The organism is Delftia sp. WSY_12 (genome assembly GCF_043104645.1).
In the GTDB taxonomy this organism is placed as follows: Bacteria; Pseudomonadota; Gammaproteobacteria; order Burkholderiales; family Burkholderiaceae_C; genus Comamonas; species Comamonas tsuruhatensis.
This window is the reverse complement of the sequence record NZ_JBICKW010000031.1, coordinates 1-16,599: the sequence shown is the minus strand read 5'-3', so window position 1 is coordinate 16,599 and position 16,599 is coordinate 1. Positions and strand designations below refer to the sequence as shown.

Genomic DNA, 16,599 nt, shown 5'->3' with positions numbered 1-16,599 from the left:
AGGGCTCAGGCCCCGGCCACGCGCTGCCCCGGCGCAATGGTGGGGGGCGCGGCGTTGAGCGTCTCGATCGCAAAGCCGGCAGCGGCCTTGTACCGGGCCATGAAGCCCTCGCGCTCCTCGCGTGGCAGCACCTCGTCGATATGGTCGAAGACGCCGCCGCAGCGCTCGTCCACCAGTCCCAGCAGGCCGAAGGGGCCGGCCCCCCGGTTGCGCAGCACCAGCGCCGAGAGGTCCTTGCACAGCCTGTCGTCATAGGCGCGCAGCGCCTGCGGGCCCACGCCGTGGGCAAGGAACTGTGCACCCAGCACGCGCGCGTCCACGATGGCCTGGCTGGCGCCGTTGGAGCCCACCGGGTACATCACATGCGCCGCATCGCCCAGCAAGGCCACGCGGCCGTCCACCCAGGTGGGCACGGGGTCGCGGTCGATCATGGGGTACTCGAAGACATCCGTGGCGCCGCGCAGCATGGCCGGCACGTCCAGCCAGCCGTAGTCCCAGCCGTCGAAGTGGTGGATGAATTCCTCCAGCGCCACGCGCCGGTTCCAGTCGCCCTGCCGCCAGCCGCCCTGGTTGTCCACCGTGATCTCGGCGATCCAGTTGATGGTGGCCAGGCCCGTGACGGGGTCCGGCGGCGTGATGGGGTACAGCACCACGCGATGGCGCAGCGAGCCCACGCCCACGAAGGACGCGCCGGTGCGCACCGGCACCCCGGGCGTGGTGCCGCGCCACATGATGGCGCCGCCCCACTGTATGGGCGGCTGCGTGGGGTGCATCTGCGCGCGCACGGCCGAGTGCAGGCCATCGGCCGCCACCAGCAGCGAGCCCTGCACCTCCAGCCGCTGGCCATCGCGGGTGTCGATGAGGGCGGTCACGCCCTCGGCATCCTGCCGGTAGCCCACCACGCGCCGGCCCAGCTGCACGGCGTCGTCGCCCAGGCGCTGCCTGACGGCGTTGAACAGCATCATCTGCAGCTGCCCGCGGTGCACCGCGTACTGCGGCCAGCGGTAGCCGGCCTGCAGCCCGCGCGGCTCGGCATACACCTCGTTGCCGTTGCGCCCGACCAGCGCCCATTCCCGGGCCTGCAGGCCGATGGTGTCCAGCACATCGTTGCCGAAACCCAGGTCATGCAGTTCCCGCACCGCGTTCGGCTGCAGGTTGATGCCCACGCCCAGCGGCTGCAACTGCGCCACCGACTCGAACACGATGCAGGGCACGCCGATCTGGTGCAGCGTGAGGGCAGTGGCCATGCCACCGATGCCGCCGCCGACAATGAGCACGGGGCGGGATGGATTGTGGTGTGAAGCAGCAGCAGACATGCCGGGATTGTCCATGCAATGGCTGCGGGCGGATGTCCCATCTGCGGCGCGTGCATGGCGCAAACAATGTATGATGACCATCATGCGAAACACAAATTCCAGCGCCCGGGCTTCCGCCAAGGAGGCCACGCATGAGCGCATCGTCTCCGTGGCGGCGCGTGCCATCCGCCGCAGCGGCTATGGCGGCACCGGGGTGGCGGACATCATGAAGGAGGCGGGCCTGACGCACGGCGCCTTCTACGCCCATTTCGCCTCGCGCGATGCCATGCTGGCCGAAGCGGCGGGCAAGGCCTGCGCCGAGTCCTGCGCCGCCGTCGCCGACGTGGTGGCCAAGGCACCGCCCGGCATGGTGCTGCAGGCCATGCTGGCCGCCTATCTTTCCAAGGAACATGTCCAGCGCGCCGAGGTGGGCTGCCCCCTGGCGGCCCTGGGTTCCGAGACCTCGCGCCAGGCGCCGGAGGTGCGCCGCGTGGCCACGGGCCACATCAAGGAAATGGTCGATCTCATCGCCCGCCAATCACCGGACTGGGGACAGCCCGGTGCCCACGAGCGCGCGCTCGTCACCTTGTCCACCATGGTCGGAAGCCTGCTGCTGGCACGGGCGGTGGACGATCCTGGCCTGTCCGACAGCCTGCGCGAGGCAGCACTCAAGCACCTGGCGCCAGCCAACCAGTGATGGCGCATGCCCAGTGCATGTGCCAGGATTTTTTTTGCCGTTACATATGATGATCATCATATAAAGGAAGACCATGAAGGCATTTGTTCTGGAAAGCTATGGAGCGAACCGCGCCTTGCAGCTGGCAGAGGTGCCCGAGCCGCAGCTGCGTGACGACGAAGTCCTGGTCCAGGTCCATGCCGCAGGCGTGAACCAGCTGGACTCCAAGATCAGGGACGGGCAATTCAAGCTCATCCTGCCCTATCGCCTGCCCCTGATCCTGGGCCACGACGTGGCCGGCGTGGTGGTCAAGGCCGGCCCGCGCGTGCGGCAGTTCAAGCCCGGCGACGAGGTCTATGCACGCACGGACGATTTCCGGATCGGCACGTTCGCGGAGTTCGTGCCGGTCAGGGAATCATCGCTGGCGCCCAAGCCCAAGGGGCTCACGATGGAAGAGGCCGCCTCCATTCCCCTGGTGGGCCTGACGGCCTGGCAGGTCCTGGTCGAGACAGCCTGGCTGGCCAGGGGGCAGAAGGTCTTCATCCAGGCCGGCTCCGGCGGCGTGGGCACGTTCGCCATCCAGCTGGCCCGGCACCTGGGCGCCACTGTGGCCACCACGACGAGCGCGGCCAACTTCGATCTGGTCAGGGGCCTGGGTGCGGATGTCGTCATCGACTACCGCACGCAGGACTTCGAGGATGTCCTGCACGACTACGACGTGGTGCTCAACAGCCAGGACGGCAAGACGCTTGGCAAATCCCTGCGCGTGCTCAAGGGCGGCGCGAAGCTGGTCTCCATCTCCGGCCCGCCCGATCCCGCATTTGGCAGGGCAATCGCGGCGCCCTTGTTCGTGAAGCTGGTGATGCGGCTGCTCAGCTCCGGCATCAGGCGCCGGGCGCGAAGCCGTGGCATCGACTACTCCTTTGTCTTCATGAAGGCCGACGGTGGCCAGCTGCGCGAGATCACCCGCCTCATCGAGGCGGGCGCCATCCGCCCGGTCGTGGACAAGGTCTTCGCATTCGAGTCCACCAACGAGGCCCTTGCCTATGCCGAAGCCGGCCACGCAAAGGGCAAGGTCGTCATCAAGATCCGTTGAATCTGTTTCCCCCCACCCCTGGAGTGCTCCATGAAAATTGAAAACGCTGTTGTTCTCGTCACCGGTGCCAATCGCGGCATCGGCCTGGCCTTCGCACGCGAGCTGCTTGCCCGTGGCGCCCGCAAGGTCTACGCCGGCGCGCGCGACCCCGCCACCGTCACCCAGCCCGGCGTGCATGCCCTGCAGCTGGACGTGAACCGCCCGCAGGACGTGGCCGCCGCCGCAGCGCAGGCGTCGGACGTCACGCTGGTGATCAACAACGCCGGCATCGCGCAGCCCGGCGGCTTTCTGGCGCCCGACAGCGAAGAGGTCGCCAGGCGCATCTTCGAGACCAACTTCTTCGCCGTGCTGCGCATGAGCCAGGCCTTTGCGCCGGTTCTCAAGGCCAACGGCGGCGGGGCCTTGCTCAATGTGCTGTCGGTGGCCTCCTGGGTCAATGGCGGCGAACTGGCCGCCTACTCGGCCAGCAAGTCGGCCGCCTGGTCGCTTACCAACGCCCTGCGCAGCGAGCTTGCAGGGCAGAAGACACAGGTGCTGGGCCTGCACATGGCCTATGTCGATACCGACCTCACGCGCGGGCTTGACGCACCGAAGTCCAGCCCCGAGGACATCGTCAGCCGCGCGCTGGACGGACTGGAGGCCGGGCTCGATGAAGTGCTGGCCGACGAGCTCACCCAGCAGGTCAAGCGCGGCATGACGGCGGCCCGGCCAAGCTATCTGCCGCAGGGCGCCTGAGCCTGGATGACCGTCGCAGCCCGTGGCCGGACCATCAACACAGGCCGGGCCATGAAGTGCGCGCCATGGCAGATCCGCTGCCCATGGTCTGGGCCTCGGTGCCGGCGTAGTCGGCCAGCGTGTCGGCGCTGTCGCGGATGCTTTGCAGGGCGCGGGCCACCACGTCCAGGTGGCGATGGCCCTTGGGGGGCTCCAGCCATGCCAGGGCGAGCTGGGCGATGGCGGAGATTTCTGCACAGCCTTGCTGCACGAGATTGTCCACCTGGGTGAGGGCGTTGGACAGCTGCCGGGTGCTGTGGCTGTCCGTGGTGGGGGAGGGCTGGGCGGGGTTCATGCCATGTCCCTCCGCAGTTGGCCGGGCACAAAGGCCTGGCATGAGGGAGGGGCTGCGCCAAAAGACGGCGCGCAGGCGAGAGAAACGGCGCTCATTGTTCCGTGCTCCATTGCGGATCGAATCCACAGGCCATCGCATCTGCGTTGACTGATGGATTCGGTGTACCAAGCCTCGCTTTCGGAGAGGCTGTGCCGCTATACGACGGATGTTTTGAAGCATCAGCCCCGGGACAGGGGGCCGGGGCGGATGATAGCGCGGGAGGGGAGGGGAACGCCCCTTTTTTTGGGGGGGTGAGGCTTGCGAAACGTCCAGTCAAGCGCGGCACGAACGCACAGTCAAGCCGCCAGGGCTGCGCGCCCGCAAGATGGCCGGCAGTGCGCATCCACCCGTGCCACACGCTTGCATCAACATGGCTTTCAGCGCTTGATACACAAGTGCTGAAAGCATTTTTCATGGCCGATCGCGGCTGGGTGGAACACCGCTCCACCCACCCACCCCATCGCCATGAAAACCCTTACCCTTCGAATTGCCATGCTGCTGCTGACGGCGGCGGCTTCAGTGTCTGCTGGTGCAGTCACGGTATTCGACAACCTGGCAGCCGCCAATGACCCGTGGCTCATCCAGCACAACTCCAGCTACCACACCAACCTGTGGGTGGCCAACCGGATCCCGATTGGCAGCCAGTCGCTGCGCATCACGCAGGTGAAGATGAATCTCACCCAGATCGACCAGTTCGAGCTGCAAGTGTGCGCAACCGACGCCAGCGCCGCCACGCCGTTCGTGGACATGACGGCCTGCGCCCCCTTCACCGCCGACGCGGCCACGCCAGGCATGCGCGTGTTCACGGGCGACCGCATCGTGGCGGCGGGCGACTTTGCCTGGGTGGTGGTGCGCAGCATCGGTCAGACCATGATCCGCCGCCAGATCACCACGGCCACCAACGACGGGCTGACCTGGTATTCAGGGGCGAGCCACAACCCGGCCTGGGTGGCCGAGCCGCAGACCTCCATCGGCATGACGGTCGAGGCCGGTTCCGTGCAGCTCGATGGCGTGTGCGGCAGTGCCAGCAGCGCCACGCCTCGCCGCTATCCGCCAGATGCCTTGCTGTGCAGCGTGGGCACGACCAGCGGCGTGATGGGTGATACCTACTCCTTCTCCTGGGTGTGCCAGAGCAGCTACGGCGGCAACCCTTCGCCGCAATGCTCCGTGCCTCGCGCCTACCTCGTTACCTCCCAGGCCACGGGCGGCGGCAGCATCGAGGCGGGGCGCGATGTAGCGGCGGGGCAGCAGGCCAGCTTCACGCTCACCACGCCACCGGGCTATACGGTGCAGGCCAGCGGCTGCGGCGGATCGCTTGCGGGCAACACCTACACCACTGCGACCATTACCGGCAATTGCACCATCAGCGCCACCTTCGCCCCGCCGCCCACCAACGGCGCGTGTGGCAGCACGGCGCCTTCGCTCACCTTGCCAACCCTCTTGTGCAGCGCCGGTTCGGCCACCAACCAGTCTGCCGCGGCCGATGCCTTCCGCTGGAATTGCGCGGGCATTAGCGGCGGCACCACGGCCGCTTGCCTGGCACCGCGCCAATACATGGTGACAGTCAACACGGATGCGGGCATCGCCAGCGCACAGTGCACCCCGAACCCCGTGACCCATGGCTCCAGCGCCACCTGCACGGCCACGGTGCATGACTCAGTCGCCCGCCCCTTCAGCGGCTGGGGCGGCGCATGCAGCGGCACGGGAGCTTGCCAGCCCGTGGTTCTCGGGGCTACCACCGTCTCTGCCAATACGACGCTCATCACCTACGCCATCACCACTACTGCCACCACGGGCGGGAGCATGTCGTGCACGCCCAACCCCGTGCCCCACGGCCAGAGCGCTGGCTGCACTGCCACGCCGCAAACGGGCTTTCAGTTCACCGGCTGGACGGGCGATTGCGCGGGCACGGGTGCATGCCAGTTCACCAACGTGACCAGCGCGCACAGCGTGGGAGCCACCTTCGCGCCCATTACCTACGCCATTACCACCCCCACAGTCACCGGCGGCAGCGTGAACTGCACGCCCAACCCCGTGCGCCATGGGCAAGACACTATCTGCGTCGCCTCGCCCGCGATGGGCAACCACTTCACCCATTGGTCGGGCGATTGCGCGGGCACTGCCAGCGCGTGCATTCTCTACAACGTGACCAGCCCGCGCAGCGTGGGTGCCACATTTGTACTCAACACCTATTCCATCGACATCGTCCCCGCCCCGGCCAACGGCACAGTCACCTGCACGCCCAACCCCGTCACCCACGGCCAGGATGCAAGCTGCACCGCCACGCCCGATGCGGGCTACCACTTCGCCAGTTGGTCGGGCGATTGCACGGGCACAGGTGCATGCCAGTTCACCAGCGTGACCGCGTCGCGCACCGTCTCGGCCACCTTCACGCCCAACACCCACTCCATCGCCACCCCCGCCGCCGTCAACGGCACGGTCACCTGCGCACCCAACCCCGTCACCCACGGCCAGGACGCAAGCTGCACCGCCACGCCTGATGCGGGTTACCACTTCACCAGTTGGTCAGGCGATTGCGCGGGCACAGGTGCATGCCAGCTAACTAACGTGACGAGCCCGCGCAGCGTGAGCGCCTCATTTGTGCTCAACACCTATTCCATCGGCATCGTCCCCGCCCCGGCCAACGGCACGGTCACCTGCGCACCCAACCCCGTTAACCATGGGCAGGGTACAAGCTGCACCGCCACGCCCGATACGGGTTACCACTTCACCAGTTGGTCAGGCGATTGCGCGGGCACAGGTGCATGCCAGCTAACTAACGTGACGAGCCCGCGCAGCGTGAGTGCCACCTTCGCGCTGAACACCTACCCCATCAGCATCACCCCCGCCACAACCAACGGCACGGTCACCTGCGCACCCAACCCCGTTAACCATGGGCAGGGCGCAAGCTGCACCGCCACGCCCGATGCGGGTTACCGCTTCACCAGTTGGTCGGGCGATTGCGCGGGCACGGGGACATGCCAGCTCACCAACGTGACCAGCCCGCGCAGCGTGAGTGCCACCTTCGCGCTGAACACCTACCCCATCAGCATCGCCCCCGTCACCACAAACGGCACGGTCACCTGCGCACCCAACCCCGTTAACCATGGGCAGGGCGCAAGCTGCACCGCCACGCCCGATGCGGGCTATCACTTCACCAGTTGGGCGGGCGATTGCACGGGCACGGGTGCATGCCAGCTCACCAATGTGACCAGCCCGCGCAGCGTGAGCGCCACTTTCACCCACGATCCGGTCGATGCCACCTGCGGCTCAGCGGCCAACGGCGCTGTGGCCTTCAAGCCCAGCGCGAATCTGTGCGTCACGGGCACGCCAGGGACCGTGCTATCCGCTGGCGGCCAATACAAATGGCAGTGCAGCGGTGAATATGGCGGCGCAGCGCAGCAGTGCAGCGCACCGTGGCAGGGTGCGGGCGGCAACGGCAATCTGGGGGCGGTGGAGGTGGACGGCGCGAATGGCTGGGAGATCAGCAGCGCCGCCTTTGCCTCCACCTTGCCCGCACCCTTGCCGTCCCATGTGCGTGCGGTGCACGCGCCGCTGGGGCTGGTGCTGGTGCTGGGGCGTGTCGCTGGCAATGCAGATGCACAGGTGACCGTGCACTTCACCACACCAGTGCCGCAGGGGGCCGTTTATTACAAATACGGCCCCAGCCCTGACGGGCTGGGCTGCACCAGCGCTGCCTGCGCGCAGCCGCACTGGTATGCGCTGCCCGGCGCGCAGTTTGCGCCCGACGGCCTGAGCGTGACCTTCACCCTGGCCGATGGCGGCGTGGGTGACAGCGATTCCGTGCCCAACCAGATCACCGACCCCGGCCTGCCCGTGCTGCTGGCCCCGCAGGCCATCCCCGCGCTCGGCCCCTGGGCGCTGGCGTTGCTTTCGCTGCTGGCAGCGGGTCTGGTGGCGGTGCGTCGCCGAGCGCCGAGCAGTGGTTGCGCACCGCCGATCAGAAAGTGAAGCCTTGGCTTGCAGCGGCAGCAACCCCGCACTGTGGACTGCTGCCCCTTGGTTGACGCTCAGATAGACGGTCGGCAACCACCGTTTTGGTAGGCTTTGAATTTGATGGATAGACAACCAGATACAGGCATGAATTTGAAATTTAAGCGACTCACTGAAGTTGATCCGGCTCACATTGTTTCGCTGAACAACAATCCAGATGTGCTACGACAAATGCCGCTTGGAAGTGCGAATTTCGACCTGGCGAAAGCAAATGAATGGGCTCGGCAAAAGGATGCCCAGTGGCAGCAATACGGCTATGGGCCATGGGCGTTTGAAATTGACCAGCAATTTGCCGGCTGGGGCGGTTTGCAGTACGAGGAAGGTGATGCCGACCTCGCTTTGGTGCTTCACCCCAAATTCTGGGGAAGTGGCAAAGCCATCTATCAAGAGATAGTGAAACGTGCATTCACTGGCTTGGGGCTGAGCTCCATCACGATTTTGCTGCCACCTTCAAGAACCAGAATAAAAGGGATTCTCAAGCTGGGATTTCGGCCAGATGGCGCACTGGATATCGAGGGGACTCGCTTTTTGCGCTATCGCCTGCATGCACCCGGCAAACCCGCTTGACCAGATCTTTGGGCAGCGCGTCTTGATCCCGCGCGCTCATACCTTGGCGAGGAAGGCCGCTGCATCACCCGCTTCACACTTCCAGTCTGCGAAGACCCCAACCAGATTGCACTCCACGCAGCGGCAAGCGATGTAGTACCAGCGCACGTCGTGTGTGCCTTCGTACACGGAGACGCCGGACATCAGTTCGAACGTCTCGTTCTCGCACACGCACTCGTGTGCCTCAGGGGTGGCCTCTTCAACATGTTCCGCGCTGTCGCCCATCAGGTGTTCCTGCCCGCAGTCGGTGCAGGTGCGGATGGCCACGCCGGCTTCTTCATCCGTCTGCAGCGCAAAAGTCCGACATCCGCAATCGCATTTGGACGAGGCAAACCGGACGGCCTCATGGCGATTCGCAACGCTGTAGCTGCGCAGCTCGGCTTGGGTGTCGCCGGACGTTGTCCCGTACCAGAACTCGCCCTTCTTCGTCAGTGCCATTGATACTGTTCCCTTCTTCAAGTTGGGCTTCCCGGCAGACCTGACGCCAAGCTTTCCCGATCGTCTGGATTTTGCCTGAAGGCACGGTGAATCTTCGTCAAGGGGCCGGGCAGCTCTCAGCCTCAAGCAGCCGCACCAAATGCCGGCTCTACAGCGATGGCAGATCCTGACCGGGCGCACCGCAATCCGTGCGGGGATGTGCGTGTCAGCGTTCCCTGCGCAGCTGTCTGGCACTGGCCAACAGGAATGCGCGCGTGCCCGGCGCGCCCAGCCCATCGAGTGCGCCACCATCTTGCGCGCCCATGGCCAGCCAGGCTTGCATTGCGGCCTGCGCCACCTCCAGATGAAACTCTTTCAGCAGCAGGCGGACAAGCGGTGCCCCCGCCGCAGGGTCTGCGATCTGCCCCAGCGCCATGGCTGCTGCCTGGCGGCGGCGCGCGTTGGGGCTGCTCAGTTGATCGATCAGTGCAGGCACAACCGCCCGATCGCCCAGTCTGCCCAGACGGCCCAAGGCTTCCAATATCTCTTCGGTGGCGAGGTCGGCCTGCAGCGCCCGTATCAGGTCGGGAATCGCCTCGCGCGTGGCTGCCTTCGCCAGCGTTTCGGTGATCAGCCGGGCATCAGCCGGCGATTCGGCTTGCAGCAATGCCGCAGCCAGCGCCGCGCTGGCCTCGGCGCTGGGCGTGGCTGACAGCGACAGCATGGCGGCGTCCCGCAACGGGTTGCGGCGGACCATCAGAGGCGCCAGCAAACCGGCCCCCTGGGGGTCGCGGAATTCGGCAAGCGCCATCACGTAGCGGTATCGCAAGCTGTCGCCGGCTGCCTGGGCTGCAGCGATCAGCGCAGGCAATACGTCAGCCCCTTGCGCTGCCAGCGCTTTGCAGACGTGGTGGACGTATTCGTTGCGGATGCCGGGTATCAGCCCCAGGAGCAGGGCCTGCACCTGGGGGCCGCGAAGATTCTGGCAGGCGTACGCCACGGCGCTGGCATTCCAGTGGTGGGGGTCGTCCGCCAATGCCTTCGCGAAGCCTTCGAAACCCTCTGCTGAGCCCATCAAGGCCAGCGCTTCGGCCACGCCCACGGCGTCGCCGCCGCACAGCTGGGGCAGCATGGCGCGCAGATGCTGGGCCGCTTCCTGGGGCGCGGTGCGCGCCAGCTGCAGCGCGGCGGCTCGGCGTACCTGCAGCGACGCCGTGCGCAACCCTGCGCGGGGCCACTGCGACTCGCCGGGCCCTTGCAGCTGGGCCAACACCTCGGCCAGCTCGTCGGCATCGCGCGGTGTCCTTGCCTGCTCCAGCGCGGCCATCAGTTCAGGCACGGCTTCCTGCGCCTTCAGCGGGCCCAGCGCCGGTGCTGCAACGGTCACTCCGGCACGCAGCAGTGGCGCGATCGCACGCGCGTCGCCCAACTCGCCAAGCACCTTGACCAATGCCGTCCTCAGCTCCCGCGGCATCCCGCGGCGCGGGTGTTCAAGCGTCTCGATCAGCGGGACCACGGCTGCCGTATCGCCCAGGCGCCCCAGTGCGCTGATGCAGGTCCCGCGGACTCTGGCGTCCGCATCGTGGAGTCCTTCCATCAGCAGGTCCAGGCAGGCGTGTGTGGATTTCTGGACCACCGCGCTGCACAGCGTGTTGATCACCTCGCCAAAGTCTTTCTTTTTGTCGGTCTCCTCACGCCGCAGCGTGCGGATGGCCTCCAGCAGGTCGGCGATCCAGTGTTCGTCGGCGTGGCTGTGAATGGATGTCGCCGCATACTCGCGCACCGCTGCGCTGCGGTGGCCCAAGGCCTTGAACAAAGGCGCCCGGGCCTGTGGCGAGGAGATACGGCCCAGGTACATGCAGCCCGAGCAGGCTTCGTCAACGCTCTTGGACTTGGCCATGCGCAGGTACAGGGGCAGTGCCTCATTGGAGGGACGGATCAACAAGGCCTGCCTGGCCGCGTCAGCCACCTTTGCGTCTTCGTCCAGCGTCGCGCTCACCAGGAGCGCGGGAGCGCGGTCCGCCAGCTCCAGCAGTGCATTTCGGGCCAGGGGCAGCTGATTTGCCGGCGCGGACCTCATGAATGTCGTGATGGCCTCGAAAGCCACTGCGGGGGCAGCGCAGGACAGCGCTTGCAGCGCCAAGAACACATCGACGTTTTTTGTGGAGCTCTGCAGCTGGTCTGCGAGTGCCTGGCTTGGGTTGTCGTTCATAAGTACTGGAAGGGCCGGTCCGGATTGCCCTGGTTCTGCTTGTCCGAGAAGACCACCAGCACAGGCTCGTCTGGCGCGCCCTGCATCATAGGTGCCGCCCCAGGGCCGCCACTGGACAAGTCGTCCACCGGTCGACCGGCCGGGCAGGCCTTGGCATCCGGCCGCTTTTGGCCGACCCCATCCGCCCGATCACCTTGTCCCACCATCCACCCACGCCATCCCCGCCCCCCGGTTCACATGCCGCTGCCTGCCCACGACAAACTCCGAATCCAGCGTGGCCAGTGCGACGGAGATCCATGCGCCTTCTTCGTAATGCTGGCTGTGCCATGACAGCGATGAGCCGCATTGCTGGCAAAAGCAGCGCGTGATGCCGGGCGATGAGGCAAAGGAGCGCAATTGCTCCTGGCCCCGGGTGAAGACAAGGTCCTTTGCCGGCACGCTGCCGTAGGTGGCGAATGCGGCACCGTGGGCCTTCTGGCAGATGCGGCAGTGGCAGTGCGAGACGGCCTGGGGCGTGGAGCGCAGTGCATAGGCGATGGCGCCGCACAGGCAGCTGCCGGTCAGGGCAAGAGGGGGGCTATCCGGGGCGTTGCTCATGGTCGGGCGGGCACGAAAAAAGGCGCATGCCATTGTGCATGCGCCCCAATGCCGCGACAGGGATGCGCGGCAACCCCAGGAGTCATCCGTTTCGTCAGTCGCCGATGACCTGCAGCCCGCTGCCGTCCCCATGCGCCTGCAGGCACATTCTTCCGAGGTCGTTGAGAAAGCGCAGCACCGGCATCTCGCCCACGCAGGCGGGGATGGCGGCCATGATGTCGTTGTGCAGTTCCAGCAGCTGGTCCGAGGCCACGAACATGGCGGCGGATTCGCCGTAGTAGTGCCGCCAGAAGTCCTGCAGCAGGCCGTGGCGGGCCTTGCCGACGACCAGGGGATAGCCGTTTTCCCAGACCTGTGCGTCCATGGAAAGGCTGGCCAGGCCAGGGTCAACGGGCCGCGCGCTGGCGGGGATCAACAGTACACGTCGCATGTCCATGCTCATTTGCGGTTTCCAGGTGCGCCAGTGGACTCGGGCAACCCGGTCCGGGAGGAGGGTGAGAGGTCCTTGCCGCAGGCGGCAGGAACCGGTTCCCACTTTATTGACGTGTGCACAACAAGAAAATTACAGCTGATTACATACGGCGAGCGATGCGCCGTGTGCCTGCCGTTCTCCGTTGCAGTTCGCCGCTCAGGCGCTGCGCGCCCCGCCCTCGATCTCGAACGCAAAGTCCCCGAAGCGCAGGCTGCCGCGCCGCCGCTCCACCAGGGCCGGCAAGGCCGCGCATTCGGGCAGGGCGCTGAGGATCTGGTGCTTGGCGCGGAAGATCTGGATGTTCACGTACGACGAATCCACGCCCAGCATGCGCGAGAGCGCGTCGAGCTCTATCCAGCCCTGGCTTGCGGGGGCCAGGCCCTTGTGGGCGTCCTGCTGGCGCACGCGGGCCAGGGTGACCAGGGTGTAGTGGTGTATGCGTTCACCCAGCGCGATGGGCTTGCCGTCGCTCATAACGGTCAGGCTGGCGTGCTCCTCGTTCTGGCTGACGTGGAAGCGAAAGGACACGTCCGGCGGCTTGGGCGCATGCGGGTCGAAGCTGCTTTCCCGCGTGGATTCCAGGTCGTCGCATTGCACGAATTCCCAGCTGCCTGCCGAGGTGTGGACCATGGCGCCGTCCACCAGGGGCTCGGTGCCGTCGCCGGACTCCAGCAGCCAGCGCCCGTCTTCGAAGAAGACGTTGGCTTCGGGCTCCTGGGCGTCGGGCAGCAGGGTGCCGCGCGGGTTCAGGGCCAGGGGGGCGTCCTGGGGCAGGCCCGGGCCGGGGCTCAGGCAGGTGACGGGCGGCCCCAGGTCTTGCACGGTCCAGGCCGCTTCTGCGCCTTCGCCCATGCTGAGCCTGGCGCCCACGGTCAGTACGGTCCAGCGGCCGGCGACCAGGCGCACGCCGTTGAGCATGGTGCCGTTGCGGCTCTGGTCCACGATTTCCCAGGTCTGCCGGTTCCAGCGGAACAGGGCGTGGACCTGGGAGACGTCGGGCGCCTTCATGACGGTCTGGCAGACCGAGGGGTGGCGGCCGAAGGTATGCAGGGGCCGCAGCACGACGATGCTGCCGTCGAGTTGGTTACGAAAGAGGGCCATCGCCTCGAATTCTCCTTGGGGCTTGTGTGAACAGGGGGTGGGCTGGGGGCGCATTGGCCCGGAGCCGGCAGCCTGTTGCCAAGCCGAGAGAGTACATGCCCGCTGCGCGTTTCAGTTTGTCAAACGTACAGCGCCTGCGGATTGAACTCGGATTCCTGCAGCGGCCGGCTGCGCCAGCCCAGGGCCACGGGCACGTCGCGCAGCCGTGGATTGCCCAGTTCCGGCCAGATATGGCACAGGCCCGGAACCACGACCTTGACGGTGTACAGAGGGATGTCGGGGCGCGAGTGGTCGTAGACGATGGTTTCCAGGCCCAGGCCCCGTGCGATGTCCACGCAGTGCGCAATGGCCCGGGCAATGTCCGGCGGCGCGGTGTCCGCCTGCTGCGCAGGCTGTTGCGGCGGCGCATCGGTGCCGTCCAGCGGATGCAGAAAGGCCTGCACCTGCTGCGGCACGGCAAAGCTTTTGCCCGCCGCGATCAGCTGGCTGATTTCGGTGAGGGCGCGTTCGCAGGCCAGGGCGCGGTCCAGGCTGCAGCCAAAGCCCACGGCCCAATGGCCGGTATCCGCGTGGCGGCCCACGCAGACCACGACCGGTATGCCGAAGTCATGGGTGATGTCCAGCAGCCAGTACGACCATTGCGGGCCGCAGCTGCGCGCCAGGCGCTGGCGCGTGGCTGCGGCGATGCCGTTCAGCGCGATGGCGGGCCTGCGGATCTGGCCGTACCACCAGATGGCGGCGGCGTCGCGTTCCACCAGTTCCATGAAGCCTTGGAGGATGGCTTCTTCCCGCGTGTTGCCGGCCGCGCAGCCGTTGGAGGTCCAGCCCACGTGGTGCTGGCTTTGCGCGGGCGCATGGGCCAGGCAAAAGCCCAGCGGCAGGTAGCGGCGCGCATCGGCGGTCAGGGACCAGGCGGGCGCCCACCACAGGGGTTCGCCCTGGCCGGCGCCGGGGGCCACGGCATGCGGCGGCCTGTCGGTGGCAAAGCGGGCGGTCTGCCGGTCGCTGAAGCGGGCCAGCGCTGTGGGAGGAATGCAGGGCGCATCCAGCTGCGCGGCGGGGGCGACGACCACGGCTTCATCGCCCTGGTGGAAGGCGGCGTAGCGCTCCACGGCTTCGCACATGGCGCTGGCGCGGGCCTGCATGGCCGACAGGCCCTTGCCCAGGCACAGCTGTGTCGGGGGGCCTGCCAGGAAGCCGCTGCCAGGCGCGGGCGTTCTGAATATTTCGCTGCGGTAGACGGTGAGCGCTTCGTCTGTCTCGGCCGTCAGCGGCGTGACCCGGGCAATCACGCCGGTCAGCGGGCTGACGTGCCGGGACAGGCGCTGCACCGTGGTCTCGGCCGGCACGCTGCGCCAGCCGCCGTCGGCGCGCGCGGCATGCGTGCCGGGAACTGGCGCAATGGGTTCGCGTTGGCGCAGTGCCATCAGCCCCGGTGTGCCGCAGTGCGGGCATTGCGGGCGGGCGGCCACGGGGTGGGCCTGGAGGGGCTCCAGCGTCCACACGGTTTGCGCTGCATCGGTGTGCGCCAGCAGGCGCTGCACCGTGGGCAGCAGGGCCTGCAGCCGCGTGGCGATGAGGTCGGCGCCGGCGCGCACGGGCGGGCAGCGGCCGCTGTCGTGCGGCGGGCCGCCTTGCGCGGCGCGTGCGGGATGGTTGCGTTGCCAGCGGTGCGCCAGGCAATGCCAGCAGGCCGATGCGGTGCCGGCATGGGGCGTGAACAAGGGCCCGGCCATGGCCTGCTCGCCCGCGGGCCGGACCGGCAGCCAGGGCCGGCCTGCGGCACGCTGGCCGGCGTCGATGGCGCCCAGGCGCGGGTCCAGGTAGTCGTCGCAGAAAACGATGGTGAGCGGGGCGGGGGCGGGGGCTGGTGCCTGCGTGGCCACGGCCGCAGCCCAGTGGCAGGCGGCTGTGCTGTCCAGCGCTGCAGTCAGCAGGACGATGTCGATCTGCTCCGATGCCTGCAGGCGCACGGGCGGGGCCGAGAAATCCGGTTGCAGATAACCGTGGCCGTTCAAGCCGCTGTGCAGCACCGGCTGGACCAGGCCCTGGCGCAGCAGGGCGCCCAGGGCGTGCAGCATCTGCGCAAGCGGCGCATCGGGCGCTGTGGCGCAGTGCTGCATGAGGCTGGTGCCGGCCTGCAGCGGGGCGTTGAGCGCCAGGACGGCGGCGGAGCCCAGGGCCAGGGTGTCGCGTTCGCTGGCCAGCAAGAGGCGGTCGCCCTGCTGCACGGGGGACAGGAATTTCTCGTGCCAGCGGAAGGCGTCGGCAAACAGGTCCGGGGCCGCAGGCTCAGGCAAGGGACGGGGCTCCCAGTTCAAGGCGGACGACGGCATACGGGTGCTGGCCGGTGGTGGCGTGGAAGGCGGTCTCGAACAGCTGGTGCTGCTGCGAGAACCGGGCATACAGGTGCTCCTGCAGGCTGATGCGGATGGCGGGGTGGATGCGCTCCATCTGGGCGCCGTCCGCAAAGCCCGAGACGACGGGCAGCCGCATGCCGCCCACCTGCATGGGCAGCCGTGCAAGGGCAGGGTGCACATGGTCGAGCACCACGGTGCACGGCGGGCTGCCGGGCGCGGCAAAACGCTGGGCCAGCTGCTGCAGCATGGCCTCCAGCGGCGCCTGGGGAAGGTAGGGGCAGACGCCTTCGAGCAGCACCAGAACGGGCTGGCTGCCGGGCAGGGCGGCGGCGTCCAGCCAGGAGGTGTCGAGGATGGAGCAGGCAAGGCGGGTTTCGTCGCCGTCCATGTATTGATCGCGCAGCGCAATGGCGTCGGGCAGGTCCACGTTCAGCCAGCGTGCGGTGCCGGCCAGGGCCGCCAGGCGGCTGCGCCGCGTGCACAGGCCCGCGCCCAGCGCAATGCACAGGCCGGACGGATGCGCGCTCAGGAATTGCGTGGTGAGCCGGTCGAACAGCTGCGTGCGCAGCACCACGCTGCGCACAAAGGCGGGGTCGGCGGCGTGCGCCTCGCTGGCCTGGGGCAGCGCCGCCGCGATGCGGCACG

The 16,599-nt window shown here is 67.5% G+C and carries 14 protein-coding genes; 5 read left to right on the top strand and 9 right to left on the bottom strand.

Going from position 1 to position 16,599, the window contains the following annotated elements; translation table 11 throughout:
* Window positions 1-5 precede the first annotated feature (5 nt).
* Complete coding sequence (locus ACF8LI_RS19975; RefSeq protein ID WP_392413992.1) at window positions 6-1,316, bottom strand: flavin-dependent oxidoreductase; 1,311 nt, start codon at window positions 1,314-1,316, stop codon at window positions 6-8.
* A gap of 70 nt (window positions 1,317-1,386) precedes the next feature.
* Here ACF8LI_RS19975 and ACF8LI_RS19970 point away from each other — a divergent pair, with 70 nt between their 5' ends.
* The 3 genes from ACF8LI_RS19970 (at window position 1,387) to ACF8LI_RS19960 (ending at window position 3,802) form a co-directional block, all read left to right on the top strand.
* The gene (locus ACF8LI_RS19970; protein WP_133074057.1) at window positions 1,387-1,992 is read left to right on the top strand and encodes a TetR/AcrR family transcriptional regulator; all 606 of its coding nucleotides are present in this window, start codon (window positions 1,387-1,389) and stop codon (window positions 1,990-1,992) included.
* A gap of 73 nt (window positions 1,993-2,065) precedes the next feature.
* Complete coding sequence (locus ACF8LI_RS19965; protein ID WP_392413991.1) at window positions 2,066-3,067, top strand: NADP-dependent oxidoreductase; 1,002 nt, start codon at window positions 2,066-2,068, stop codon at window positions 3,065-3,067.
* 30 nt (window positions 3,068-3,097) lie between these two features.
* Window positions 3,098-3,802, top strand: a complete 705-nt coding sequence (locus tag ACF8LI_RS19960) for an SDR family oxidoreductase (protein ID WP_016446383.1) — start codon at window positions 3,098-3,100, stop codon at window positions 3,800-3,802.
* Window positions 3,803-3,836: 34 nt separating this feature from the next.
* On the opposite strand, the gene ACF8LI_RS19955 is transcribed toward ACF8LI_RS19960, so the two are convergent.
* Window positions 3,837-4,136 carry a hypothetical protein gene (locus ACF8LI_RS19955; protein WP_392413990.1) on the bottom strand — a complete coding sequence of 100 codons (300 nt, stop codon included), beginning with the start codon at window positions 4,134-4,136 and terminating at the stop codon, window positions 3,837-3,839.
* A 504-nt stretch (window positions 4,137-4,640) separates the two neighbouring features.
* Here ACF8LI_RS19955 and ACF8LI_RS19950 point away from each other — a divergent pair.
* The gene (locus tag ACF8LI_RS19950) at window positions 4,641-8,147 is read left to right on the top strand and encodes an IPTL-CTERM sorting domain-containing protein (protein WP_392413989.1); all 3,507 of its coding nucleotides are present in this window, start codon (window positions 4,641-4,643) and stop codon (window positions 8,145-8,147) included.
* Window positions 8,148-8,276: 129 nt separating this feature from the next.
* Window positions 8,277-8,756, top strand: coding sequence for a GNAT family N-acetyltransferase (locus tag ACF8LI_RS19945; protein ID WP_074931903.1), 480 nt, complete (start codon window positions 8,277-8,279; stop codon window positions 8,754-8,756).
* A gap of 36 nt (window positions 8,757-8,792) precedes the next feature.
* On the opposite strand, the gene ACF8LI_RS19940 is transcribed toward ACF8LI_RS19945, so the two are convergent.
* From ACF8LI_RS19940 to ACF8LI_RS19910, 7 genes are all read right to left on the bottom strand, one after another.
* The gene (locus ACF8LI_RS19940; RefSeq protein ID WP_043793056.1) at window positions 8,793-9,233 is read right to left on the bottom strand and encodes a hypothetical protein; all 441 of its coding nucleotides are present in this window, start codon (window positions 9,231-9,233) and stop codon (window positions 8,793-8,795) included.
* A 205-nt stretch (window positions 9,234-9,438) separates the two neighbouring features.
* Window positions 9,439-11,424, bottom strand: a complete 1,986-nt coding sequence (locus ACF8LI_RS19935; protein ID WP_392413988.1) for a HEAT repeat domain-containing protein — start codon at window positions 11,422-11,424, stop codon at window positions 9,439-9,441.
* A 189-nt stretch (window positions 11,425-11,613) separates the two neighbouring features.
* Entirely contained in the window at window positions 11,614-12,021 is a 408-nt protein-coding gene (locus tag ACF8LI_RS19930; RefSeq protein ID WP_016446377.1) for a GFA family protein, read from the bottom strand.
* A 94-nt stretch (window positions 12,022-12,115) separates the two neighbouring features.
* Entirely contained in the window at window positions 12,116-12,451 is a 336-nt protein-coding gene (locus tag ACF8LI_RS19925) for a hypothetical protein (protein ID WP_223275358.1), read from the bottom strand.
* A gap of 198 nt (window positions 12,452-12,649) precedes the next feature.
* Complete coding sequence (locus ACF8LI_RS19920; protein WP_016446376.1) at window positions 12,650-13,594, bottom strand: FHA domain-containing protein; 945 nt, start codon at window positions 13,592-13,594, stop codon at window positions 12,650-12,652.
* A 119-nt stretch (window positions 13,595-13,713) separates the two neighbouring features.
* Entirely contained in the window at window positions 13,714-15,930 is a 2,217-nt protein-coding gene (locus ACF8LI_RS19915) for a TOMM precursor leader peptide-binding protein (protein ID WP_392413987.1), read from the bottom strand.
* On the bottom strand, window positions 15,887-16,599 hold a 713-nt coding region (locus ACF8LI_RS19910), incomplete at its 5' end, for a class I SAM-dependent methyltransferase (RefSeq protein WP_392413986.1). The genes ACF8LI_RS19915 and ACF8LI_RS19910, both read right to left, overlap by 44 nt.